Origin of the sequence: Telluria beijingensis (genome assembly GCF_030770395.1) — a bacterium.
GTDB lineage: Bacteria > Pseudomonadota > Gammaproteobacteria > Burkholderiales > Burkholderiaceae_D > Telluria > Telluria beijingensis.
In genome coordinates this window covers 5,263,918-5,286,620 of sequence record NZ_CP132480.1, presented here as the reverse complement: position 1 = coordinate 5,286,620, position 22,703 = coordinate 5,263,918, and the positions used below count along the sequence as shown (strand labels likewise).

The following is a 22,703-nucleotide window of genomic DNA, read 5'->3' as shown; positions in this document are numbered from 1 at the left end:
TTAACGGTCTAGAGCCGTCATTTTACAAGTTGCGGAGACGATCTCCGCAACTCCCGCCTTATCTCGTCGGCTTGACGACCTCCCCAACCCGCCTGTAGACCTTCTGCGTGATCTGCTTGTCCGTGTGGCCCAGCAGCTTGCTCGCGTCCTCCAGGCTCGCAATTTCGCTTGCCGCCTTGGGCCGGATATCCCGGAACTGGAACGCCCTGATACGGCGCGCCAGGTCCTCGTCGCGCGCCTTCTCAGCCAGGACCGCGGCCGTCGCCCGCGCGGCATCGAAGCGATCCCTCAGCATCTTCGCCGTCAGGGCCCGGCCCTCCTCAGTGCACACCAGGGCCCCGCTCATCGCCTTCACCGGCCGCGCCATCAGCCGATCGACACACGCCCCGAGCTGCGTCGGCTCACCGTCGATATGCAGTCGGATCCGTAACGCGTGGCGCGTTTTGTTCTGCAGCACGTGCAGCTCGTCATTCTTGATGTCGGCCGCGCGCATCTTGAGCACGTCCGCAGGCCGTTGGCCCGACAGGTAGGCCAGATCCATCGCATCGCGCAGCGCCTGGCTGCCGGCGCCGTGAACCGCATCCCAGACGTCGGCCTCGGCGTAATAGTCCCTAGGTGCTTCCTTATTTTTCCGCACGCCGCGGCACGGATTGTCCTTCTGGGTAAAGCCCCACTCGCGCGCCATGTTGAAGACGTGGGAGAGGAGGGCGATCTCGCGGTTCGCGCGCACCGGCGCCGACCGGGCATCGCGGTAGCGTGCGATGTGCTGCGGCAGGATCGCATCGATCGGAGCCGTATCGAACACAGGTCGCAGCTTCGACAGGCAGAGCATGTTCTCGCGCTGCGTCGACGGCTTCTTCTTCGGCAGGATATCCCGCACATACTGGTCGAACACGTACTTCATCAGCGACGCATCGGACGGCGTCTCCGCACACTCGAGCTCAGCCCATTTCCGTTTTGCCGCTATCAGGTCGGTGCCCAGTGGGATCTCGATCCGTTTCCCATCGGGCGCCCGGCCGTTGTAGTAGTAGCCGACCCACACCTTGCCAGACTTGAGCGTCTTCTTTCGCGCGAGCATGCGCGGCGGCAACTTCTTGCCGCTCGTTTTCGGTCTCATTGCCTACCTGTTATTGAACTTTCGAGAAATCGGGCTGCCATCCGCCGTCGCTGGCCGGCGCGGCCAGCAGTGCCGGGTTGATCCCGGCCAGCTTCAGGCGAGCGTAAAGCCGCCCGATTATGGGCAGGCCTGCGCGGTTCTGGATAAAAATCCATCCGTTGCGCGTCAACCACTCGATCTGGTCGCCAGCGCGTTTGCACCCGGAGATGTCGCTCACTTCATCGGCGGTCAACGTCTCCGACGGAATCGCCAGTTCAAATATTGCGCTCATGCGCTTTCTCCATGTTGGTATTGCTTGCCGCGCGCCTGGTGTAGCAAGCGGTGTGCATCGGTTTCTTCGCCACCAGCCCGCCGCCCGGCACCTGGGCGCGCACATACCGCGAGCCGCCGGGCACCGTCATGCCGCAGCAGGCGCACAGGTAGTTGCTGCGCGCGGTGTGCGTGATCTCGTCCAGCCTCATTGCGCACCTTCAGTTGCGACCGCCAGGTGAGCAGTGAGGCGCAGCGCCTCGCGCGCGGTGATGGTCTTGGGCGCCAGGCGGTGATAGTGCTGCAAGGCGTCGCGCAGCAAGTCGATGGCTTCATCCTTACCCATCGCGCCGCCGTCGGCCCCGGCCTTGGGCGCACGAATTGCCGCGTCCCATTGCTTGCGCAGGTCGTCCATTGTCGCCACTACCTCCGGCTTCAGCGCGTCGCCCGGCCGCTGCGCCAGGTTGTACATCACGTTTGCCATCTGCGCGCCTATGCGGCGGAGTTCGTCAGGCATGCCCTAGCTCCTTCTCTGCGGCGGCCATGGCCACGTTCAGTTCCGACATCGCGGCGTCGCTGCCACCGTCCCGGTCAGGGTGCCGGTTGCGCGCCAGCTCACGGTACCGCTGGCGCAGCTGGTCGCGGGTCGGCGTGGCCGCGCTGAAGAGCATCACTTCCCGCCAGTACTTTGCCGCGGTCGGCGCCGGCAGGGCCGTGAAACCGGTAAAGGCCCGCTCGAGCACCCGCGCGCCACCGTGGCGCTCGATCGCGCGCATGGCGTCCAGCGTCGCTGCAATCGCTGCCAGGTTGTCCTCGACCTTGTGGTACTGGTCGATGGCCATCACGCGGCGGTCGCCATTGCGGGCTTGCCAGTACGCGGCGGCGCCGGCGTCCGCGGGCGCGCGCTCACCGGAGCGCGGCAGACCGTCGAGGCGCAGCTTTACATTCGTCGAGATCACGACATCGTCGCGGCCGATGCCCATGCGCGCCAGTTCGTCGAGCACGCGCTGGGTGGCCTGCGCCAGGGTGATGTCGACCATCATCGACCAGCTAGCGCCCTTCGGCTGGCGCTTGGTGCCGAACCTGCCGTGCTGCAGCGCGCCGGCGGCGGTGCGCGGCCAGCCGGCCGGCCACTGGAGAGGGTAGGCGGCGATCATGCCTTCTCTCCTTGAGCGGCGGCTCGGGTGGCCGAGCGCCTCACGATTTCCCGCCACATTGCGCCATTTGTCTTGAGGCAGATTGGACAGCAGTGCTCGGTGGAGGGCAGGTAGCCGGTGATCCATTCCCATGCTTGAGCCTGGTGCGATGACTTATTCTCTAGCGTTGACGGGCAAAATCGGCACTTGAAAGGACCATCGAGCCTTGGCAGTCGAAAACTCATGGCTTATCTCCTTGAGCGGAGGACGCATCGAGCGACGCGCGCATCTTCGCGACCAGTTCGGGATTTTGCTCGCGCCATGGTGCCCAGCTCGCATCCGTCAGCTGGTGCTGGATCCACTCGGGGTGATCGGGCGAGGGAGTCAGTTTCTTGCGGCGCCGGTCCGCGCAGTGCAGGCAAAGCTGGAAGCACTTGCTGTTCGCATGCTGGTGCGCGCCGCACACGAACAGCCCGCAGCCATGCTCGCCGCCGAAAGGCTCACCTCCGCAAACGTAGCCCAAGCCTCGGTCGATCTCCGCCTTGCAGCCTGGGTGGTCGCAGTAGGCCGGCACGCCGTAGCCGATGTCGCGGTTCCAGTTATCGTCGTATCCAATGCTCCAGCCCATCATGCCCCTCCTTCCTGAGCGGCACGGATAGCTGCGCGGTCCAGGCGCTCGATGTCGGCGAGGATCAGTGCGCCGGCCTTGACCAGATTGCGGCGGTCATCGCCCGGCTTCCACCAGGACTCCTCCCACGGCCAAGTTCCCGGCACGCTCGGGTGGTGCGGGCCCTCGCCAGCCAACACATAACAGGATGCCGCCAGCGAAAGTTCGTGCAACTCGTATTGATCGTCGTGCGCTGGCGTCCAGCCTTCCTTTTCAACCTGGCGCTGGCGCTCGGCCAGCACGTCGCGGGCTGCGGCAGCCGTCTCATCCGCTCCTGCATGCGCCTGCTGGGCGCCGGCCGGTTCGTCCTGCTTGGCCCAGACGATATGCGCATACGGCACGTCGATGCGATTCGGGTCGACCCACTTGCCGTCGACAACGCGCTCCCGCGAGATCGTCACCGGGCGAGTGCGGCAGACGCGCTTCCCATCAAGGTCAGTATGGAACGCTGCGAAGATCGGGCCAGCCTGGTCGAGCGTCAGCAGGTTGCGCACCATGTCGCCCACCGTGTCAATGCGGCCCCAGTCGGCGCTCTCTTCACTCTGTGCACGCACAACCGGAGAGGCGGCGCGCTGCTCGATCAGGAAGACTTCGGCGCGCTCCATGACGGCGTCCAGTTCGGTATCGCGCTCGTTATTCCAGGCGCGCGCGGCTTCCTGCAGGAGCGCCATTGCTGCGCGCTCGTCGCCGGCTTCGTGCTGCGCCGCCTGAGAGGGTGCGGGCCAGTCTGGGCCGTGGTACAGAATGACTGCGCCCGGAAGCCCCGACATCGGGCGCGATACCTGCATCCATTCGCCGGTAGCGCTTCGCTGGAAGTGTCCGGCCGCCACCGGCTCGGCCTGCTCCTGCGCTGGTTGATGCGCGAGGGCGGCGCGGATTATGGCCAGGAACTCGACAGTATGAATCTTGTCGCCGCGATGGGTGACGGCATAGGTGCCGTTAGCTTCCCAACCGAGCGACCGGACGATTTCCATTGCTCGTTCCCGCTCATCCCCCGCCGCTGCGGCTGGCAAGGATGGCGCGGCGAGAAGTTCGACGGCCTTTGCGTAAATCTGCTTGATGGTGTCCCATTGGACCGGAACCGCCTGTTGCGCAGTTCCTTCATCGTTGCAGGAAGCGCAGTAGTGGTCGTCGTCGGCGCCGTCGCAGTCTGGACAGCGGACGGTGATTTCTTCGTGGAACTCGCCGATCATCGCGGCCTTCGCGCCGTTTTCAGCCGTCAGGCGACGCGGCATTAGTACGTAGTCGCCATGCACCAGCGGCGCGGCCTCGGATGGCTGCGACAGGGCGGCGCGACGACCTTCTATGTAAGCTTCATAGGCGGTCGCTGGTTTCGGCGGATTGGAAGACAGTCGACCATCCATCCACTCGATGAATGCTTCATCGGCACCTTGTGCAACCTGCTCCGGTGCGGCTGTCGGCGCTGGCTGGTTGGCGAGGGCGGCTTGCTGCCAGAACTCCCACATTTCTTGCGCATGCTGGTACTGGTATTTCTCGGGGAATGGCTTGGAGCGCTCGACGTTTATGCGGAACGCTGGCGCTACCTGCTCGAAACGTGCGCGCAGCGCATCCCCGGCTATAGGCGCTGATACAGGCGCAGCGCGGCGGGCGAGCTGGTCGCGTAGGTCGCGGTTCTCCATGCCCAACGACAGGCTGGCGGCCGCTTCGCGTTCCAGCTTTGCCGTGACCTCGGCGAGCGCGGTCGACAACCCGGCAGGCGCGGCGCGGCGGTTCCATGCGGCAGCCGCCGCAGCGGCACTCGTGTGCTGACGCGCCGAGCAATACCCGTGGCACATGACGCCAGCGTGGATCGTGTCGCAGCCCACGCCATACCATCCGCTGCCGTCGTGCATGCGGCCGGGCTGGCGGCAGAACGGGCACGGCGCCAGTGCTTCCAGGTGGTCGAGGTTCTGTTCGCCGCTCGGGGCGGCTGGGGTGGTGTTCATGCTGCCTCCAAATTCGATTTGCGCCATTCGCGCTGCCTTTCCTTGAGCGCCTTCAGCGCCGCCTTATAACTTGCCTTAGCTTCCTTCTTCGTCGGCTTCCATTCGCCGCGCACGTCTTCCCAGTCGTAGCCGTCCCGGCGGACGTAGCGGTATTGGGTTGGCCCGCGCCACGAGCCGTAGTTGGTCTGCAGTTCCGGAACCCGTATGCCGAGAAACCATGCGAAGTTCTCGCTGCACTCGGATCGGAGATATTCCTCGTAGCGGCTGTACTTCGGCGGTGGCGGCAAGTTGTCGATCGCGCATTCGCGCCCAGCCTCAGTGCACTGGAAGACGACATCGCCCTGATCGAGGAACTTCGGCGTGCGGCCGCGCTCCATCAGGCCCGCCGCCTCCAGCGCTTCCAGATCGGCTTGATCGTGATGGCGCGGCCCCGCGACGAAGTGGTTTCGATGCGACTCGCGGCGCTCTGGGTGCACACCCAAGGTGTGATGCAGCAGCTCCAGCTGCCGCGCGGTGATCGTGGTCTGCATTTCAGGCGCCGCCTTTCTCTTGATTAAAGCGATGCACCAGTTCCTGATTGCGCTCGTCGAGCGTCTTCAGCGGTAGCATCAGGCCCAGTTCTGCAACCCGGCCCATCACGTAGTCGCCGAATGAGGTGACCATGTGGCGGCCCGGCCCAGCTGGACGCGTGACGCCGATTTCGACCAGGCGGCGCATCTCCTCCTTCGGCACGTCATGACCGCCCGAGTCGAAGTCTTCGGCGCACTCGCAGAAGCGAGCCAGCGCCTTCATGTCGCCCGGTAGCAGAAACGCGGCCGGTGCGGACTGAACATCGCGCAGCGCCTGCACCGCCGCGGGTAGGCCATCGAAGCCGAGTTTCATCGCGTCGCCAGTCAGATCGCGGTACAGGCGCGCTTCTTCGGCCGTGGCCTTGTCGATTGCCGAGGGGCGGGCATGGCGCGCTACGTGGGCGTCGATGTGGGCGAGTAGCGCGCGATATGCAAGATGCGCGCCGGTGATCGACGCACCACGGTAGTCCATCGCCATCTCATGGAATTCCCGGCTCTCGATGCTGGGCACTTCCTTGACATCCGCCGGCCGCGCGCTGCTCGCCGCTTCCCAGGCGCGCTGCCAGATGAGATGGCAAACCTGCTCGTTGGTAAGCTGGTGACGCTGCGCCGCATACCAGCGCTCGAAGGCAGCATCGCATTCCAGCGTTGCATCCTGGTGGACCGGCTCTGCCAGTGCCGGTGCGATTGGCGGGGTCATGGCGCGGAACAGCAGGGCGCAGGATTCAGGCGAGATGGTCAGTGGCACATCGCGGCTCGCCGCGCGCTGGAACTGGCGCGCCAAGTCCCTGAGATCACCTTCCGGCACGGCTCCAGCAGTATTGGTAGCGGTAGGGGTGACGCCCTTGAGCGCGCGGATCGCTGCAGAGGTCGCAGAGCGAAGGGAGCCTTCCGTTGCTGCGTCCACAAGACCTGCCGCTTCCTCGAGCGCGTGGGCGCGCACCTCGGCGAGGAAGTCGGTGCTCCAGTCAATCCCGACGCGCACCAGGCCGGCCAGGTCAGCGCCCGGCGCTGGCGGCGCGCCGGCTTCGACGATCTCCATCACCTGGACGCGCTCGTGCTTCTCGCCGGCGTGAGGGAACGTGCTGCCGATCGGGCCGACGGTGCCGTGATTGGCGCTGGTCAGCAGGATCGACCAGGTGCGCGCGGCGGGCAGGGCGATGCCGCGCGAGTTGGCGAGGGCATCGAAATAGGCTGGGTTGTGGTTACTGCTCATCAGTTCTCTCCTCGATGTATGCGGCGCGCGGGCGGCGGCGCCAGTTTCTTTTTCAGTTTGTCGCGCTGGGCTTCGGCCAGGCTCAGCATTGCCTCGACCTCAGCCAGTTGCGCGAACAATGCGCGGGCCATCTGCTCGTCGCTCTGGTAGGTGATGCGCAGCTGCTCGAATGTCACCTGCCGCTCCCGTACAGGGCCTGGGCGGCGCGCTCGTCGGCGGCTGCCTCGCTGCGCTGCACCTCGCCGACGATGATCAGGAACGCCAGCACGAACACGATGGCCTGGCCGATGCGGCGCATCACAGCGGCCACCCGTTCACGATCGCCGTGGTGCACAGCGCGCAGACCAGCAGAACGCGGGCGCAGGACCATTTGATGGCACTGAGTTGGTGTTCGCTCATGGTGTGACCTCGGTGATCGTTTTGTGGGCGTGGACGATGCGCAGGGCGCGCGCGGCAGCCTCGGCCTGGCTGATCGCGTCGTCCAGCGCGTGATGGTGGGTGCCGGCGCGCCGGTCGACCTTCACGCCGGCCACGTCATAGAGGGTGCGGGTGTCACGCACATCCCAGAACGCCCAGGGCGACGCCAGGCCGCAGGCCTTGAACGCCGCATCCAGAAGCGGCACATCGAACCCGGCGCCGTGGCACCATGGATAGCGCGCCTCTTGGGCGACGAACCATGCCTGGAATGCGAGCAGAACCTGCGGCAGAGTGGCGGCATCGGTCGGGAATGCCGCAGCGCGTGCCTCATCGCCCTGCGCCATCCACCACTGGACGGTGGCCGGGTCAATAGCGAGACCAGCAAGCACGCACGACGCAAGGTCGATAGGCGCGTAGAACGTCTCGCCCAGACCGTCCGGGCCGAACATCACGGCGCCGAGGCTCAGGATCGCGGATCCTGGCGTGGTGCCGAGCGTCTCGGTGTCGATCATGGCGTCGCTCATGCGAGCCAGGCCCGGCTCGGCGCCGCGCCAGTCCAGGGAGGCGGTAGGGCGCTTGTCGTCGGCGCGGCGCTGAGGTGCCTCAGCCGCAACTGGCAGAGTGCTGGTGGTCATGGTCATTTCGTAGACTCCTTCGAACGGAATTGCGCGACGTCTTTCTCGATCGCGTCTGCGATGCGGTGGCTGCGCACCATCGACCTGGCGCGCGACCGGATTCCGATCTCACGCATCTCGGCGCGCTGGGCTGGCGTCATGGACGCTTCTTCGGCGGAGAGCGCACGGCGGCGGCGGGTTTTCACAATTTCGCCTCCCCGCCCAGGGCTTCGACCAGGCCGGCCAGAAGCTTGGCCAGCTCGCCCGACATCAGCATGAAGCCGTTGTCGAAGCGCTCGGTATCGTCGGCCGCCGCCGCGGCGTTTTCGCGGATGACGTCCAGCGGCTTGACACCTTTGATCGCCAGCGACTCAGTCAGCACGAAGCTGATGCGGTCGTTCCAGGTCATGGCCAGGCGGGTGCACTGCTTGCCGGCGGCGATGTGGCGACGCACGTCTTCAGGCTCGAGGGTGTGCGACTTGTAGCCGACCTGGGCCCGGCTCTCGCCAGTGGCGCGCAGCGTGGCATCGCGGTCGATCGTGAAGCCGTGCGGCGCCTCGTCGGCATCCAGCCAGCCGGTCATCATCGCCACCGGCGAGCGCTGCACGCGGAGCGATTCCAGCGGCATCTTGTCGACCGCCTTGAGCAACAGCTTGACGACGTCGTCGGCCCTGCTCGGCGCCGCGGCGTCGACCACCAGCCAGCCGTTCTTCGGGTCGATCCAGACCAGCGTCGTGCGGGAAACGGAGAATGCCTTCGGCAGCATCTCGTCGGCGGCGCGCTCCTTCAGCTCGCGCATGGCCTTCCTCCCGGGCGGGAATCCCTGCTGCTTTTCCAGATCGGCCGCCATCGCCTTGGCGCGCTCGTTGACCGCAGCGCTCGGCAGAATCTTCTTCTGCGTCTTGAGCGCGATGAGGAACTGGCCGGCCACCTCGTGCACCAGCGCGCCGTCGGCGCCGCGCGGGCGGTCGAAGCCCTGGCGCATCAGCTCGTTGCTGGACGTCGGCACGAAGCCCTGCGGCTCGAGGTATGCGGCCAGGCGCTGCGCGGTCATGCCCCACGGCGCCGGCAGGCGGTAAATCTGGAGGTTGCGGAAGAACATTGCGGATCCTTGTCGTTGAGGTCAGGGTTACAGCGGGGCGGCCGGGTCGATGGCGCCGCCCAGGCAGATCAGAGCGAGGAGCAGGGCGAACATCAGGCCCGGGCGGCGCTCGCACCATTCGAGGCGGAAAAAGAGCAGGAAGCGGATCATCGGTTTCTCCAGGTGGCGGCGGTATGCCTCAGTGCCAAAGCCCGGTCGTGCCGGGCGATGGATGCTGCTGGGCTCCGCCGATGTCAGGCTGGCCGCACCAGGGAAGGGCGGGTCTTGAAGTTCGGCTTGCCGTCGGTCGGCTTGATCTCCACCCAGTCGCCCTTCGTGGTTGCGTGCGTGGTCACGAAGGTGCCGCTGCGCTCGACGCCGCGGATGGTGGTCGCCACGACGGGCTGATTCTTCTTGAAGCTCATGGGTTGCCTTTCGGTTTGGATGTCGCCCTGGCGCCGGGCCGGCGGCTCGAACTCGAGCGGGTAGGGTTGAGGGCCGCGCGTTCGTCGAGCTCCTCGGTCAGCTTCTGGATGGCGGCGCGCACAATCGCGGCCATGGTCGCGAACTCGATGCTCGGGTGCGCGCCATAGAACTCGGTCACGCCACGGCGGCCAGCGCCGTAACCGACCGTGACCGCGTACTCCACCTCGAGGTCATGCCGGATGTTCAGCATGTGTTTGATGGCCAGGGCGCCGGCAGCGGTGCGGTGGCGGCGCCACTTCGGCAGGATCTCGCTACTGCGAAGGCCGTGACCACTGCTGGTCCCGCCGGTCACCAGGTAAAGGTTCGATTCGATCGACAGGCCCAGGCCGCCGGGCGTCGAGGTGCGCACGCGCAGGTCGAGCCGTGCGATCTCGCGCTCTTCGGCGAGCGCCTTCTTCAGGTAGTCCTGGTCGTACTGCTGGGTCATGCTGTTCTCCAGTTCTGCGGCTCGGGAGGTGCTGAGCTCGATGTCGTTGGAGTCATTATTAGGCATCCCTAAAAACAAATCAATAAAAATATTGAGGTATGCCTAAATATTTAGGTAAAATGCGTCCATCAGCCGAGTCTGGCTGTTTGCACGCCTGGAGCAGGGAGGGGAAACCGCCGACGCCCAGGTCTAAGAGCCAAGGACGTCCGGCAGGGGCACAGCGTGGGTGGTAGTTCGTAGAGCGCGCCGGGGGACAGGTGGAGACACCTGAAAAGTCTGCGAACCAAGCGAAAGTGTCCGAAGGCGAAAGCATGGGATGCAGGCGCTTTCCACGGAAGCGAGTCTATTGGCTTGCTTTTGGGAGGGTGCCGCTCTGGAACCGAGGCTCTGCTGGGATAAAACGAAACCACAGACCTTAGAAGATCTGCCTGAACAGCCAAGAACAGAACCTGAACAGTACCTTTACAGGGTGCGTAGGAAAAAAAGGCCCGAAAATGTCGCAAAAATTGACGCTGGCACGCTACCTGGAGGGTAGGGGATCGGTGAAATCGCTGACCCGAATCGAGGCGGAGGCCTTCGGCGTGCCGTACCCGCTCATCTCGGGCTGGCCGGCGCGCTATGGCGACACGGAGATCACTCAGGCCATGCTTGAGGATCTGTCACGGCGGATCGTCTGCGCACGCCGGTCGACGGCGAGCAAGGCGCTTCGTGGAATGGATAGCTCCGGCTGTCTGACCTTAATCCCTCCACTAGACCGCCATCAGTCCTCAAGTGAACAAGAGAGGACGACTAAAGTGCCTTCCCGATATGCGGCAGCACTATCATTCCCAGGATTTGCTATACGGCCTGCAAGACGAATGCGAGCAACTGTCGTTACTTGCATAATCACGCGAATAGCGCGTGTTTTTTGAGGTCACGCGCTATTTAATGGATTCAAGCAGTTGCAGAGTACGCAGCTATTTAGTTTCTGTTTCAGTTGTATCCTTTCTGGTTTGTTTTCTTAAAGACTTTCGCATTTCCTTCGAGAGAGAATTAATAGCATTCACCGCTTCGTTGGCAAACATCACCTCTGGTTTTTTTAGGAGATAGGATTCCGGCCATTTTATAGGATCCTCTAACATTCTTAAAAGTGTCGCCGCGCCTTTTTCGCGCGTTTTTTCAGAGATATTTGGCAGCGAGTCAATTGCTAAAAAAACTAAAGCGTAGCGATCAAATATTGCTTTGACTTTCAGTAGATATGTCGCAGTATCGACGAAATGCCGATATTGCCGAAGAAACCATGCGCTGAGAAACTCTACAAATATGAATACACTTGTGCAAGAAATTATTCCGTAGATATGCTCTACCTGGAATCCTCGAATCCACGATATGGTCTGCCACACAATAATTGAAATTATAAAAAAGACGATTCCCGCAATCGTATATGTCGTACCTTTGTCGAGCAAAATAGATGCTTTTTCCTCCGCATTTAGAGCGCGTTCTTCAAGTGCGTTCGTAATTTCTTGAAAATGTTGGTAGAACGGCGATGGCGGCGGAGCTGACCCAACGCTGTCTTCTAAGTCGAACATAGGTGGACGACTACTGGTAGGGAATGGCCACGCGGCTGGGGATAGGACGGTTTTCTTTTGCGCCTCTTCTCGCCGCCTTACATCGACTTCTTGGAAACGGCCAAGTGGTCGACCAGTTACGATTATCGTGTAAACGCCCCCAGCGATGGCTATCGTCATGGCTAGAATTGTCTTCCCGTTATTCTCGATCACTTCCAATAGCGGGGTGTTCGCTAGGTCAGAATATAACAATGCCAGAGAGATTATCGACGTGGAAAGACCAATCGACATTGCAAATATCTTCTCTCTCACCGCCGCGGCGCGCATCTCGGTATCGCGAACGCGCTTTTCCGCTAACTCCTTTTCTATTTGATCCATTTCCTCTCTTAGAGAGCGATCATTGCTGTCATTGGTTTTTTGTTGCGGGTTTTCTGAAAGTGTCATCGTGCTACCAACTTTCTAAGGTCTTGAGTCAGTGTGGGCAGATTAATAATACCGTCTACTCAAGGTCTTACACCTCGGGACGGACGATCAGCCCAAGGGCGGTAATGTGGGCTATGCAACATGGGTGCTAGATGGAGGTCACACGGCGGACGTCGGGGGAAGCTTCAAAGCGTGCCGTTTCGCTCGCGCGAGTATATCTGCTGCTGAGTTGCAAAAATCTCACCAATCTTCACGGCGTGGCGCGTCGGTCACGTCTTGGCCGTTCAGGGATAGCTCGGTGATGAGGCCGGTGGCCACGTCGCCCCTGCAGGTGGCTGATGCCGCGTTCAGCACGCCCTCACTGTCGGCGTAGAAGAACACCCCTTTCGGCCAGACGAAGTAGAACTCGGGCTCCGTACCGTAGTTCTTGGCTGGCGGCGGGGCGGGCACCTTACCGCCGACTGACAGGGCAGCAATGCGCGCTTGGCAGGTGGCCAGGGCGCGAGCGACCTGTTCCTCAGTGGTGGCGCTGGCGATCGGCTGCATTCGGCTGTCGCCAAGGTAGACACGGCAAGCGCTACCACCGCCGCGGCGCCGGCCCAGGCCTTCCAGCTCGGCCAGGTCCGATAGTCTGCGCCGGCTACGAATGGCTGGGCGAGGTAAGCTGCAGCGAGCGACTGCCCGCACCAGGGGCAGTTCACATATCGCTTGCTCCGTTGGAGCGATGATTTACACGCTGGGCACAAGATCCGCGGCATAGTGAACCCTTGATAAGACGGCGCGACGAAGCGCGGTCCTATGTGCGGATATTACGCCTGCTCGGCAGCGTGAATTCTCACCAATTGTGTTGTAGTGCGAATGACCTAGAAGGGGAGCTCGGCTTCAACAATCTCTGGAAGTAGCACCCATTCGACAGGTTCGAGCGCGTTCCATTCAACGAGCTCGGCGACGTACGGAGCAGTCGGGAAGTGCGAGAAGCCCTCAGCATCAGTAAGGTCAGGATCGTCAAATGCGACGAGCAGAATAGGCAGGACTCCGAAGCGCGGCTGTAGGTCGTTGAGCGTCCTGGTGGCAGCTGGCTCAATTAGGCGCGCACGGTCGACCTTCACCACTGCTACGCGCACGCAGCAGAGGTCCATGACAACGCACTGCACTAGTAGTGTTCTCGCTCGCTACGAACCACGCGACCTATGATGATGCACTCGGCACCCTTACATAGCTTCCGGTGGTATTCCTGGCTACGGTTGTCCGAGACCAGGTACCAATCGCCAGCGTCACGGGTGAGGCGCTTGATCACATCTTCGCCCTCGTAGTTGATGACGAATACCGCGCCGTCGGAAGGTTCCGTGTCGAGCTTGTTGATGAAGACGGTATCACCTTCGTTGAAGGTCGGCTCCATACTGCGGCCGCGCACGCGTATCGCGATCAGGTGCTCGGCGCGCAGCTGGCGCCGCCGCAACCAGTCGGCTGGCACTGTGGCGGTCGATCCGTCATACGGCTCCGGCTCAACGCCGAAACCGCTCACACCAGCCGAGACCAAGAGGCGTACCTTCGGGATGTGCACGAAGGCTCCGCTGTCGGCGTCGGCACTGGCGACTGGCTTGATGTCTTCAATCCGGTCGGGCGACGGCGCCCTGGCTGGCCCATCCCCTTTGCCGTGCAGGAGCCACATCGGGTCAATCCCAAGCACCTCGCAGACTTTCGTCAGTCGGATGCCCGATATTTCCTTGATGCCGCCGTCAGCGACACTTTTCTCCCAGTCAGTAGCCGTAGGCGGCGAGATGCGAACGGCCTTCGCAAAATCACTTTTGCTCAACCCCTTCGCAGCACGTGCTTCGGCAAGTCTTAGTTTCCATTGTTCCATTAGGTAATCCTAATCTTTTTTTGGTGAGGTAAGCCTAAAAACGCTTGCCTAATAATTTAGGTATGCCTAAAATGGACGCATGAATCGAGACATTACGCCCGATGAAATCATCGACGCCCTGGGCGGGACGTCAGAAGTAGCTCGGCTTTGCGAGATACAGCCGCCTTCGGTATCAGAGTGGCGCAAATTAGGCATACCGAAGGCGCAGCTCAAGTTTCTGCGCTTGGCGCGTCCGGCTGTCTTTTCTGATCTCGGGCTCACCGATTCGGTTCCGCGTCGCCGCGCTAGCGACATGTAAGTCTCGGTGGTTTCGAAGGGCTGAGCAGTTTTCATAGTGTTGTCAGATTAGCTTTCTAATCGGAAAGAGTCACGAAGATGAGTATTCAAAATCAATCGCTGGTCGAGATCCTGCGCTCCGCCATCGAGGCATGGCGCACTACCCAGCGCATGAGCCGCGAGGCCGTGGCCATCGCCATCGTCGAAGCGCACCTGGCGTACGCCGCCGGCGCGGCCACGGAGATCACCTTCGAATTCGGCGGCAGCGACGCCTACGACCGCGCCAAGAAGTCGGCGCAGAAGATTTTCCGCTGGCTAGACGAAGGCAACCTCCCGGCCAACATGATCCCTTCGATCCTGGCCGCGCTGCCGCCAGAGCAGCGCCTGGCCGCGATGAACCAGATCCTGTGCCCGCTCGGCATCGAGGCGCGCGCCGCCGACCAGGCCCCGGCGATCGGCTTCGACCCGCTCAAGCCCCTGAAGAACATCGCCAAGGAAAGCGCGGAAGGGAAGCTGGCGCTGCTCCAGGTCGGCGCCGAGGCGGACGAGGAGCAGCTGCTCGCCGTGCGCATCGAATTGACCGAAGCGGCCGAGGCCTACCAGGCTGCCGCAGACGACGTGACCGCCGAGATTCACGCACGCCGGGCGCTGGCCCGCGCGAGCGCCTAGTCGACGTAGGAAGCACCCAGGCGGCGGGATGGCGCCGTCACCAATACCGAGGGAGTGGAACTTGAAAAACGTGGCGAAGTTGTTGGACACCTTGCGCGATCGCTTCCAGATCACGAGCGATGCGGCGCTGGCCCGGGAACTGGAGATTGCGCCGAGCGTGGTGTGCAAGCTGCGCGCCGGCGCCAGGCTGGGGCCGCGGGTGATCTTGAGCATCCACGAGCACCTGGGCGTGCCGGTGAAAGAAATCCGCGCGCTGGCGGCATGAAGCCCGCTCCCCACGGATACCACGATACCCCGGTGGCAGTCAGCAGGTCTGCGCTGAATCACAGAAGGAGAACGGATGGATCAAAAGACGAAGCTGGCCCCACCGACGCTGGTCAAGTTCAAGACCGGCCACCGGGCCGGCGTAATCGAGCGGGTCGAGGCGCTGCGTGAGACGCCAGCCTTTGTGGTCCTGCCGATCGTTGGCAGGCCGGCCGGTACGAGGCGCGAATACCGCGAGGCCAAGCGCGGGGAGTTCGCGCAGTACCACGACAGCTGGGGCGAGGCGCACGCCCACCTGATGAGTGAGGCCCAGATCAAAGTCAATGCCGCACGTCGGAGCTTGGAGCTGGCCAATGCGGCGATGGGAAACATCAAAGGAATGAAGCCGCCGAAGGAGGGGAAGTGAACCGGCAGGATCAAGAGCGGCAGCCGGTGCCGATCGAGCCTGGCCACGTGATGAGCCGCAAGAAATACGAGCAGATGCTCGCAGAGCAGCAGAAGTGAAAAAGCCCCGATTGCAGTCGGGGCCCTTGAAGCAAATCCTTGGAGAGGAAACCAAATGTTAGCACAATCGAATCCACCGGCGGTGCACGCCGGTGAAGACCAGTCTTCGTCTGGCGCTGTGCCAGCGATCCGCCAGTGGTCGACCGAGCCGCCAGAGCCGGAGGCGCGCTCGCTGTCCGAGCTGGCCAGCGCACAGCAGTGGCTGCGCCCGGGCGACGTCGTGTACACCGTCGACGTCCGCCGCCACGTCCTCACCGAGTCGGACCTGAATGCGGCCGCGCGCGCCGTGATCGGCGGTGTGCAATGACCGAGAACAAGCACGCCAAGCTCAGTCTGACGGCAAAGCTCCTGCCGATCATCGCCCCGTTCATCGCCAAAGCGGACATCCGCTATTACCTCAACGCGATCAACGTCCGACCGCACCAGGACGGCGGCGCAATCATCTGCGCAACGAACGGTCATGCCCTCGGCGCCATCTACGACCGCGACGCGGTATGCGAACACGAAGTGATTTTGCGCTTTGATGGCCGGATGCAGCAAGCATGCGCAGGCGGACTGAAAGAAGATCGTCGCGTTGTCATGATCGGCGATCGGCTTGCAGTCGTCGAAAACGGCGACAGCGACGTCTACATTCAGCCTGGGCGTCCCGAGGTCGAGGCGACCTATCCGCGCTACGAGCGAGTTATCCCCAAGGCAGACGTGCTCGAGCCGGGGCTACCCGGAATGTTCGGTGCTCCTGTAATGGAACTAGCGCAGAAAGCTGCAGCTGCTGCGGGCAAGATGATGATGCGGAAAACGCGCGGCGCCGTCGGCATGAACTTCTATACAAGCAAGGACGTAAAAGGATCCAGTGCAGTATTCCGCCTCGACTGCGCTCCAGATTTCATCGGCGTCCTTATGTCGATGCGTGACGACAGCAGGCTGGGCGCTACGCCGGCTTGGGTGGCGAGTCTGCCCGCAGTGGATGACCTGGCCGCGATGACCGCGACCGCGCCCATGAAAGAATCCGAGGTCCCAGCATGACCCGCGCCAGCTACGTCACCCCTGGCCAGACCGCTGCTCGCCTCGAGCGCATGCGCATCCTGGTCTCCACCCTGATGGTGCGCCAGCTGCGCCGCGACGAGATCGGCGACATGCTCGAGCTGAGCCCATCGGGCGTGCGCAAGTACCTGGCCGAGCTGGGCGGGCGCGTGACGATCGCGCGCCTCGAAGACGAGACGCCGCTGTCGCGCGGCACGCCGGTCTACTGCCTGGCGATCTCGATCGAACAGGCCCAGGCCTACCTGCTGCAGCTGGGCGGCATGCCGCGTGCGCGCGCCGCGAAGGGCCAGCGCACCGCCATGACGCTCGCCGCCAACGACCCATCCCGCCACATCCACATCATGGCTGACGATGCGCATTACGCGGTCCGGCTGCATACGGCGCCGGCCGCGCGCGATCCGCTTGCCTTGCCAGCAGAATTCTTCGCCGCCCGCCGTGCGGAGGTCCGCCCATGAAGCGCGACCTCATCACCATGCAGTTGGACCTGGGCCACGAGCTCATCATCGACAACTTCGCCGGAGGCGGCGGGACCAGCACCGGCCTGGAGGCCGCGTTCGGCCGCCCGGTCGACATCGCGATCAACCACGATCCCGAAGCGCTGGCCATGCACGCCATCAACCACCCGCACACGAAACACCTGTGCGAGAGCGTGTGGGACGTCGACCCGATCGAGGTGACCGGCAACCAGCCGGTGGCCCTGGTCTGGCTGTCGCCCGACTGCAAGCACTTCAGCAAGGCGAAGGGCGGCAAGCCGGTCGAGAAGAAGATTCGCGGGCTGGCCTGGGTGACGCTGCGCTGGGCGGCGAAGTGCAAGCCGCGCGTCATCATGCTCGAAAACGTGGAGGAGTTCAAAACGTGGGGCCCGCTCATCCAGGACGAGCACGGTCACTGGAAGCCGGACCCGGCGCGCCGCGGCAAGACGTTCGAATCATTCGTCCGCCAACTGGAAGCTCATGGCTACAAGGTCGACCACCGCGAGCTGCGCGCCAGCGATTACGATACCCCGACGATCCGCAAGCGCTTCTTCCTGGTGGCGCGCCGCGATGGCCTGCCGATCCAGTGGCCGGCGCCGACCAACGGCGCGCCGGACTCGCCTGCCGTTCGCGCGGGCAAGCTGCAGCCGTACCGCACCGCGGCGGAATGCATCGACTGGTCGCTGGAGTGCCCGAGCATTTTCACCCGCAAGCGCCCGCTGGCCGAGGCCACGCTGCGCCGTATCGCCAAGGGCATCATGCGCTACGTGGTCGACGCGGCGGATCCGTTCATCGTAGGGCAGGGCGGCCCGATCTACGCCGGAAAGCCGGTCACCGCCAACCAGCCGTTCGGCACGCTGACGACGGAGAATCACCGCGCGGTGGTGGTGCCGAGCATCGTTCCGGTGACGCACCAGGGCGGCGACCGCAGCGAGTCGGTGCACGAGCCATTCCGCACGATCACCGGCGCGCAGCGCGGCGAGAAGGCGCTGGCCAGCGCATACTTCGCGCCATACAACGGCGACAAGCGTCCAGCTGACGCGCGCGGCACGCATCCCGACGAACCCGTCCTGACGATCACGACCGAGAATCGCCACGCGCTAGTCACCGCGTTCCTCAACGAGCACGCCAACGCCAGCAACCAGCGCGTGATGCCGGCCGATGCGCCGCTGCGCACCGTCTGCGCCCAGGTGAAGGGTGGCCACTTCGGTCTGGTCTCGGCTGCGCTGGTGGGCGTGGGCGGCCGCGCCGGTGACAGCCGCCCGCGCGGCGCCGACGAGCCCACCGCGACGATCACGGCGAAGGGCGATACTGCAGTCGTAACCGCATTCATGGCCCAGCACAACAAGGAGCGCAGCGGCGTGAAAGCTGGCCGACCAGCGGACGCGCCGATCTCGACGCTCACGGCATCAGGCTCGCAGCAGTCGCTGGTGACGGCGCACCTCACCAAGTTCCGCACCGGTTCGACCGGCAGCGACTTGGCCGAGCCGGTGCCGACCATCACGGCCGGGCCGAAGGAAAACCCGGCTGGCGCGCCGCACGCTCTGGGCATTGTGACCGCGCACATCCAGCGCGACATGGGCAAGAGCGTTGGTCACGCCGCCGACGCGCCGCTGCACACGATAAGCGCCGGCGGCCAGCATCATGCCGAGGTCCGCGCCTTCCTGCTGGCCTACTACGGCACCGACCAGGACCAGACGCCCGGCTCGCCGCTGGCGACCGTGACGAGCCGCGACCGCTTCGGCCTGGTCACGATCCACGGCCAGGACTACGAGATTGTCGACATCGGCCTGCGCATGCTGGCGCCGCACGAGCTATACCGCGCCCAAGGCTTCCCGGCAGGCTACGTCATCGACGAAATCCCCGACCCGGAGCTGCTGTTCGTGGGCGGCGAGCAGGTCGACGGCGACCCGCTGTCGCTGCCGCGTATCCCGCTGACGAAATCGGCCCAGGTGCGCATGTGCGGCAATAGCGTGTGCCCGCCACTGTCTGAGGCGCTCATCCGCGCGAACTTCGCGCACGAGCGACAGATTGTCGGGAGGGCTGCATGAACCAGATCGACATCTTCGGCGCCGGCGCGCGCCGCATGCAGATGACGGAGTCGATCGAACTGACGATCCAGTCGCTACTCGCCTACGGCGCCGACCACGACCATTGGGGCGTGGCCTGGTCGGGCGGCAAGGACAGCTCGGCCACGCTGACCCTGCTGATCTACCTGATCGACACCGGCAAGATCCCGCGGCCGAAGACGCTCACAGTGTTCTATGCCGACACGCGCCAGGAGCTGCTGCCGCTCGCCGCGTCGGCGCGCCAGATCATGGACGAGCTGGAGGAGCGCGGCATCAAGGTCGAGGTCGTGATGGCGCCGCTCGACGACCGCTTTATGGTCTACATCCTCGGCCGCGGCGTGCCGCCGCCGAACAACAACACGCTGCGTTGGTGCACAGGCCAGATCAAGATCGAGCCGATGGAAGAGGCGCTGCGCCGCCACGTCGAGTCGCTCGAGGGCCAGGTCCTGATGATTACTGGCGTGCGCCAGGGCGAAAGCGCGATCCGCGACCGCCGCATCGAGATGAGCTGCGGGAAGGATGGTGCCGAGTGCGGGCAGGGCTGGTATCAGCAGGTCCTGCCGAACGCGAAGGGCCTGCGCGGCCGGCTGGCCACCCTGGCGCCGCTGCTGCACTGGCGGGTGTGCCACGTATGGGAATGGCTTAAGCACTGGGCGCCGACGGCCGAGTTCGGCGACTGGAGCACGGCAGCGATCGCTGACGCCTATGGCGGCGACGAGGCGGAGGAGATCAATGCCCGTACCGGATGCGTCGGCTGCCCGCTGGCCCAGGAAGATTCGGCGCTCGACACCGTCCTCAAGAATCCGCACTGGGCCTACCTGGCGCCGATGAAAGGAATCAAGGTGCTCTGGCGCGAGTTGCGCGAGCCGCAGCACCGACTGCGCAAGGCCGGCATCGAGCGCTTGAAGGACGGCAGCATCGGCAAGAACCCGCAGCGCATGGGGCCGCTGACATTCGAAGCCAGGCTGATGGGGCTGGAGCGGATCCTGGCAATACAGGCCGAAGTGAACGCCGCCGCTACTGCGCTGGGCCGCCCGCTGGTCGACATGGTCAACGCCGAGGAAGAGGCGCGCATCCGCGAACTCATCGCCTTGGAAACCTGGCCGCGCGGCTGGGACGGAGACGAGCCGATCGCCACCACGATCATGGACACGGTGTACCAGAACGGCGCCGTGCAGCCGCGGCTTTTCTCGGAGGCCGAACTATGACCTACATCCGCCACTCCGCGCCGCGCTGCGTCGTTTGCGTCCGGCCCCAGGGCCGCGCGCACGCCGCCGCCTGCCACATCGAAAAATTTACTATCTGGAGGGCTTTCTAATGTCTGCACATCAAAACGTCCGCGTCCCGAAAAAAGGCTATGCCGCCGCGGTCGCCGGTGAGCATCTGTACAAGGCCGGCCCGCTTCCCATGAGATTGTTACTCGCAGCAGTCGACTTCGGAAACACGTCGATGCCCAAAGAGGATGCGATTCAGCGCGCCATGACCAGCGGCTGGCTGACCGAGCAGGCCGACGGCCGCATCAACCTGAGCCAGGCCGCGCGGGCGCACTACGACAAGCTCGTCGGCCTGGAAGTGGTCGAGTACGTCGGCCAGATCGCCGCGGTGCGCACGCCGCCCGATGTCTTCGCCCGGCCGCCGCTGAGCAAGAAGTACATCCCGAACCCGCGCGGCACCCGGCGGGACATCCCGGCGTGGTCGCTTCGCGCCGCCGGCACCTCATTCCACAAGGCATGACCATGACCGCACAGATCAAAGAACGGCCGATCCTGTTCAGCGGCGCCATGGTGCGCGCGCTGCTCGACGGCAGCAAGACGCAGACCCGTCGGATCATGAAGCCGCAGCCCAAGCCAACGCCAGCCGATTACCCTGGCCCGGCCGGGCACTGGTGGCCGTCGAATGAAATGCAGTCGATGATGCATATCGAGGAAGAAATGCAGAAGTGGTCCGGCCTGGCTGGAGACTGCTGCCCGCATGGCGGCGCCGCCGATCGGCTTTGGGTACGTGAGACTTGGTATTGCGACCACTTCGAGGTGCAGAGGGGGCCATATCGCGAAGTGCCAGAGGCGCGCGATTTGTTGGTGTATCGCGCCGATGGCGAGCGGCCGTACGAAGCCGAGCAACCGGTATGGCGACCTAGCATCCACATGCCGCGCTGGGCCAGCCGCATCCTGCTGGAGATCACCAACGTGCGCGTCGAGCGCCTGCAGGACATCGGCGTTGAGGACATCGAGGCCGAGGGCGTCTTGACGTCGGACGCCGACATCATGCAGCACGGCTGCCGTGCGCGGGTGCTGGACTGGAAGCGCTTATGGGAATCGACTGGCGGCAGCTGGGACGCCAACCCCTGGGTGTGGGTGGTCGAGTTCAAGCGGGTTGTGCCATGAGATCAGCCGTCAACCAGCTGATCAATGCGAAGCCTTCCGACGCGAATCGCATTGTCCACCGCTGCCAGCTCGGATTCCAGCGGGCCGGCAACGGCAATCCGTTCGAGTTCAACGCCGTCTTTAGCCAAGACAAAGCTGCCCGACCATCCGCCGCCCGCTTGGCGCTGGATCAGCGCACTGGCGGAGAGCGTGTAGCCACGGTAAATCTCGGTGTCTCGAACCATTCTATTCTCCTTGTAGAAAAGGAAAGTCTAGCATGATGCGTCGATCGCCCCTCAAGCAGGGCAAGCCGCTCGAGCGCAAGACGCCGATAGCGCGCGGTACCGGCTTCAGGTCGCTCGCCGCCGGCGCCGGCCTGCTGCGCGTCGCCGCGGTTCAGGCGCAGGTTCGGGCCCGCGAGCCGAAGCCCCGCAAGCCGATGGCCTCGCGCGGAATGAAAGGCCGCCCGCCGACCGCCGATGAGGCGCGCTTCATGGCGGCGATCGCCGCCCTGGGCTGCATCGCGTGCAAGAAGGACGGCTGGCACAACCCGGACGTCAGCGTGCACCACATTGACGGACGCACCAAGCTTGGTGCGCACCTGCTGGTCCTGCCTTTATGCGCTGGACACCACCAGGACGGTACCGGCTCGAACCCGACCCTCATCGCGGTTCACCCGTACAAGGCGCGCTTCGAGGAGCGCTACGGAGCCCAGCTCGCGCTGCTGGCGGAGTGCATGGAAATGATCAAGGCGCAGTACCTGCGGCCGGCACAAGAACTGGAGAACGCATGAACAACTTAGTGACCATTGACCGCGACCGCATCGTGACCGACTCGCAGACGTTGGCTAGGACATTTGGGAAGCGGCACGCGAATGTCCTTAAGGCATACGACAACTTGCAGTGTTCCAAGGAGTTTAGCCGACTCAATTTTGAGTTGGCTGAATATCTCGATGCACAAGGCAAGCTGCGACGACGCATCACCATGACCAAGGACGGTTTCGCGATGTTGGCGATGGGCTTTACTGGCCCCAAAGCCGTAGCCTTCAAGGAAGACTACATCCGGGCTTTTAACGAGATGGCTGATGCGCTTCAGCGAGGCGAGCAAAGCCTATGGCAGCAGATGCAGGCACTAATCGCCAAAGAAGCCGAATCTCAGGTCCGCGCATCGTTCGGATCTCACCTCATGCTCGAGCGAAAGCGTGCGCTGCCGAATCTGCGCGATGAGCGCGAAGAGTTGACAGCCCAGATCCAGCCGTCGCTGCTGAGCTAGGGTTTATAGAAAG

33 protein-coding genes are annotated in these 22,703 nt (G+C 63.8%); 12 read left to right on the top strand and 21 right to left on the bottom strand.

The features are described 5' to 3' along the window. Positions 1 to 58 precede the first annotated feature (58 nt). The 20 genes from Q9246_RS23285 to Q9246_RS23190 all read right to left on the bottom strand — a co-directional run bounded on the left by Q9246_RS23285 (position 59) and on the right by Q9246_RS23190 (position 13,759). Complete coding sequence (locus Q9246_RS23285; protein WP_306393453.1) at positions 59 to 1,117, bottom strand: tyrosine-type recombinase/integrase; 1,059 nt, start codon at positions 1,115 to 1,117, stop codon at positions 59 to 61. Positions 1,118 to 1,127: 10 nt separating this feature from the next. Further along, positions 1,128 to 1,388 carry a DUF4224 domain-containing protein gene (locus Q9246_RS23280; RefSeq protein WP_306393452.1) on the bottom strand — a complete coding sequence of 87 codons (261 nt, stop codon included), beginning with the start codon at positions 1,386 to 1,388 and terminating at the stop codon, positions 1,128 to 1,130. Beyond that, a complete protein-coding gene (locus Q9246_RS23275; RefSeq protein ID WP_306393451.1) occupies positions 1,372 to 1,578 on the bottom strand; it encodes a hypothetical protein in 207 nt (68 codons plus the stop codon). Before Q9246_RS23275 ends, Q9246_RS23280 begins: the two co-directional genes overlap by 17 nt. Continuing rightward, positions 1,575 to 1,883, bottom strand: coding sequence for a hypothetical protein (locus tag Q9246_RS23270; RefSeq protein ID WP_306393449.1), 309 nt, complete (start codon positions 1,881 to 1,883; stop codon positions 1,575 to 1,577). Before Q9246_RS23270 ends, Q9246_RS23275 begins: the two co-directional genes overlap by 4 nt. After that, entirely contained in the window at positions 1,876 to 2,580 is a 705-nt protein-coding gene (locus Q9246_RS23265) for a J domain-containing protein (RefSeq protein ID WP_306393447.1), read from the bottom strand. The genes Q9246_RS23270 and Q9246_RS23265 overlap by 8 nt, the downstream gene beginning before the upstream one ends. Positions 2,581 to 2,743: 163 nt before the next feature. Then, entirely contained in the window at positions 2,744 to 3,133 is a 390-nt protein-coding gene (locus Q9246_RS23260; RefSeq protein ID WP_306393445.1) for a hypothetical protein, read from the bottom strand. Then, positions 3,130 to 5,115, bottom strand: coding sequence for a Lar family restriction alleviation protein (locus Q9246_RS23255; protein ID WP_306393443.1), 1,986 nt, complete (start codon positions 5,113 to 5,115; stop codon positions 3,130 to 3,132). Before Q9246_RS23255 ends, Q9246_RS23260 begins: the two co-directional genes overlap by 4 nt. After that, complete coding sequence (locus Q9246_RS23250; protein WP_306393441.1) at positions 5,112 to 5,645, bottom strand: hypothetical protein; 534 nt, start codon at positions 5,643 to 5,645, stop codon at positions 5,112 to 5,114. The genes Q9246_RS23255 and Q9246_RS23250 overlap by 4 nt, the downstream gene beginning before the upstream one ends. A gap of 1 nt (position 5,646) precedes the next feature. After that, positions 5,647 to 6,900 carry a hypothetical protein gene (locus Q9246_RS23245; RefSeq protein ID WP_306393439.1) on the bottom strand — a complete coding sequence of 418 codons (1,254 nt, stop codon included), beginning with the start codon at positions 6,898 to 6,900 and terminating at the stop codon, positions 5,647 to 5,649. Beyond that, positions 6,900 to 7,076 carry a hypothetical protein gene (locus tag Q9246_RS23240; RefSeq protein WP_306393438.1) on the bottom strand — a complete coding sequence of 59 codons (177 nt, stop codon included), beginning with the start codon at positions 7,074 to 7,076 and terminating at the stop codon, positions 6,900 to 6,902. Before Q9246_RS23240 ends, Q9246_RS23245 begins: the two co-directional genes overlap by 1 nt. Beyond that, positions 7,073 to 7,210, bottom strand: coding sequence for a hypothetical protein (locus Q9246_RS23235; protein ID WP_306393437.1), 138 nt, complete (start codon positions 7,208 to 7,210; stop codon positions 7,073 to 7,075). The genes Q9246_RS23240 and Q9246_RS23235 overlap by 4 nt, the downstream gene beginning before the upstream one ends. An 85-nt stretch (positions 7,211 to 7,295) precedes the next feature. Beyond that, on the bottom strand, positions 7,296 to 7,958 hold the full coding sequence (locus Q9246_RS23230) for a 3'-5' exonuclease (RefSeq protein WP_306393435.1): 663 nt from the start codon (positions 7,956 to 7,958) through the stop codon (positions 7,296 to 7,298). Further along, positions 7,955 to 8,137, bottom strand: a complete 183-nt coding sequence (locus tag Q9246_RS23225; protein WP_306393433.1) for a hypothetical protein — start codon at positions 8,135 to 8,137, stop codon at positions 7,955 to 7,957. Before Q9246_RS23225 ends, Q9246_RS23230 begins: the two co-directional genes overlap by 4 nt. Further along, positions 8,134 to 9,033, bottom strand: coding sequence for a recombination-associated protein RdgC (locus Q9246_RS23220; RefSeq protein WP_306393432.1), 900 nt, complete (start codon positions 9,031 to 9,033; stop codon positions 8,134 to 8,136). Before Q9246_RS23220 ends, Q9246_RS23225 begins: the two co-directional genes overlap by 4 nt. Before the next feature lie 27 nt (positions 9,034 to 9,060). Continuing rightward, the gene (locus Q9246_RS23215) at positions 9,061 to 9,183 is read right to left on the bottom strand and encodes a hypothetical protein (protein ID WP_306393430.1); all 123 of its coding nucleotides are present in this window, start codon (positions 9,181 to 9,183) and stop codon (positions 9,061 to 9,063) included. An 83-nt stretch (positions 9,184 to 9,266) separates the two neighbouring features. Then, positions 9,267 to 9,437, bottom strand: coding sequence for a hypothetical protein (locus Q9246_RS23210; RefSeq protein ID WP_306393427.1), 171 nt, complete (start codon positions 9,435 to 9,437; stop codon positions 9,267 to 9,269). Then, on the bottom strand, positions 9,434 to 9,925 hold the full coding sequence (locus tag Q9246_RS23205; RefSeq protein WP_306393426.1) for a hypothetical protein: 492 nt from the start codon (positions 9,923 to 9,925) through the stop codon (positions 9,434 to 9,436). The genes Q9246_RS23210 and Q9246_RS23205 overlap by 4 nt, the downstream gene beginning before the upstream one ends. A 956-nt stretch (positions 9,926 to 10,881) precedes the next feature. Beyond that, complete coding sequence (locus Q9246_RS23200; protein WP_306393425.1) at positions 10,882 to 11,916, bottom strand: hypothetical protein; 1,035 nt, start codon at positions 11,914 to 11,916, stop codon at positions 10,882 to 10,884. 219 nt (positions 11,917 to 12,135) lie between these two features. Continuing rightward, positions 12,136 to 12,441, bottom strand: coding sequence for a hypothetical protein (locus Q9246_RS23195; RefSeq protein WP_306393424.1), 306 nt, complete (start codon positions 12,439 to 12,441; stop codon positions 12,136 to 12,138). Between the two features lie 607 nt (positions 12,442 to 13,048). Beyond that, positions 13,049 to 13,759 (bottom strand): LexA family transcriptional regulator, encoded by a 711-nt coding sequence (locus tag Q9246_RS23190; RefSeq protein WP_306393423.1) that lies wholly within the window; start codon positions 13,757 to 13,759, stop codon positions 13,049 to 13,051. Between the two features lie 375 nt (positions 13,760 to 14,134). On the opposite strand from Q9246_RS23190, the gene Q9246_RS23185 reads away from it, so the two are divergent. The 10 genes from Q9246_RS23185 to Q9246_RS23140 all read left to right on the top strand — a co-directional run bounded on the left by Q9246_RS23185 (position 14,135) and on the right by Q9246_RS23140 (position 21,439). Next, on the top strand, positions 14,135 to 14,704 hold the full coding sequence (locus Q9246_RS23185) for a hypothetical protein (protein ID WP_306393420.1): 570 nt from the start codon (positions 14,135 to 14,137) through the stop codon (positions 14,702 to 14,704). A 70-nt stretch (positions 14,705 to 14,774) separates the two neighbouring features. Next, positions 14,775 to 14,969: a hypothetical protein gene (locus tag Q9246_RS23180; protein WP_306393418.1), complete on the top strand. Its 195-nt coding sequence runs from the start codon at positions 14,775 to 14,777 to the stop codon at positions 14,967 to 14,969. Positions 14,970 to 15,044: 75 nt separating this feature from the next. Further along, the gene (locus Q9246_RS23175; RefSeq protein ID WP_306393416.1) at positions 15,045 to 15,374 is read left to right on the top strand and encodes a hypothetical protein; all 330 of its coding nucleotides are present in this window, start codon (positions 15,045 to 15,047) and stop codon (positions 15,372 to 15,374) included. Positions 15,375 to 15,527: 153 nt separating this feature from the next. Beyond that, positions 15,528 to 15,779 (top strand): hypothetical protein, encoded by a 252-nt coding sequence (locus tag Q9246_RS23170; protein ID WP_306393414.1) that lies wholly within the window; start codon positions 15,528 to 15,530, stop codon positions 15,777 to 15,779. After that, the gene (locus tag Q9246_RS23165; RefSeq protein ID WP_306393413.1) at positions 15,776 to 16,495 is read left to right on the top strand and encodes a hypothetical protein; all 720 of its coding nucleotides are present in this window, start codon (positions 15,776 to 15,778) and stop codon (positions 16,493 to 16,495) included. Before Q9246_RS23170 ends, Q9246_RS23165 begins: the two co-directional genes overlap by 4 nt. Beyond that, complete coding sequence (locus Q9246_RS23160) at positions 16,492 to 16,968, top strand: hypothetical protein (RefSeq protein WP_306393412.1); 477 nt, start codon at positions 16,492 to 16,494, stop codon at positions 16,966 to 16,968. The genes Q9246_RS23165 and Q9246_RS23160 overlap by 4 nt, the downstream gene beginning before the upstream one ends. Next, complete coding sequence (locus Q9246_RS23155) at positions 16,965 to 19,037, top strand: DNA cytosine methyltransferase (RefSeq protein WP_306393410.1); 2,073 nt, start codon at positions 16,965 to 16,967, stop codon at positions 19,035 to 19,037. The genes Q9246_RS23160 and Q9246_RS23155 overlap by 4 nt, the downstream gene beginning before the upstream one ends. Next, positions 19,034 to 20,263: a phosphoadenosine phosphosulfate reductase domain-containing protein gene (locus tag Q9246_RS23150; protein ID WP_306393408.1), complete on the top strand. Its 1,230-nt coding sequence runs from the start codon at positions 19,034 to 19,036 to the stop codon at positions 20,261 to 20,263. The genes Q9246_RS23155 and Q9246_RS23150 overlap by 4 nt, the downstream gene beginning before the upstream one ends. Positions 20,264 to 20,504: 241 nt before the next feature. Next, the gene (locus tag Q9246_RS23145; RefSeq protein ID WP_306393406.1) at positions 20,505 to 20,789 is read left to right on the top strand and encodes a hypothetical protein; all 285 of its coding nucleotides are present in this window, start codon (positions 20,505 to 20,507) and stop codon (positions 20,787 to 20,789) included. Positions 20,790 to 20,803: 14 nt separating this feature from the next. Continuing rightward, a complete protein-coding gene (locus Q9246_RS23140; protein WP_422802399.1) occupies positions 20,804 to 21,439 on the top strand; it encodes a hypothetical protein in 636 nt (211 codons plus the stop codon). Between the two features lie 2 nt (positions 21,440 to 21,441). On the opposite strand, the gene Q9246_RS23135 is transcribed toward Q9246_RS23140, so the two are convergent. Continuing rightward, positions 21,442 to 21,663 (bottom strand): hypothetical protein, encoded by a 222-nt coding sequence (locus Q9246_RS23135; protein WP_306393401.1) that lies wholly within the window; start codon positions 21,661 to 21,663, stop codon positions 21,442 to 21,444. Positions 21,664 to 21,695: 32 nt separating this feature from the next. On the opposite strand from Q9246_RS23135, the gene Q9246_RS23130 reads away from it, so the two are divergent. Together Q9246_RS23130 and Q9246_RS23125 are read left to right on the top strand one after the other, a co-directional pair. Beyond that, a complete protein-coding gene (locus Q9246_RS23130; RefSeq protein WP_306393398.1) occupies positions 21,696 to 22,211 on the top strand; it encodes a Ref family recombination enhancement nuclease in 516 nt (171 codons plus the stop codon). Further along, positions 22,208 to 22,690 carry a Rha family transcriptional regulator gene (locus Q9246_RS23125; protein WP_306393396.1) on the top strand — a complete coding sequence of 161 codons (483 nt, stop codon included), beginning with the start codon at positions 22,208 to 22,210 and terminating at the stop codon, positions 22,688 to 22,690. Before Q9246_RS23130 ends, Q9246_RS23125 begins: the two co-directional genes overlap by 4 nt. The last annotated feature ends 13 nt before the right edge of the window (positions 22,691 to 22,703 follow it).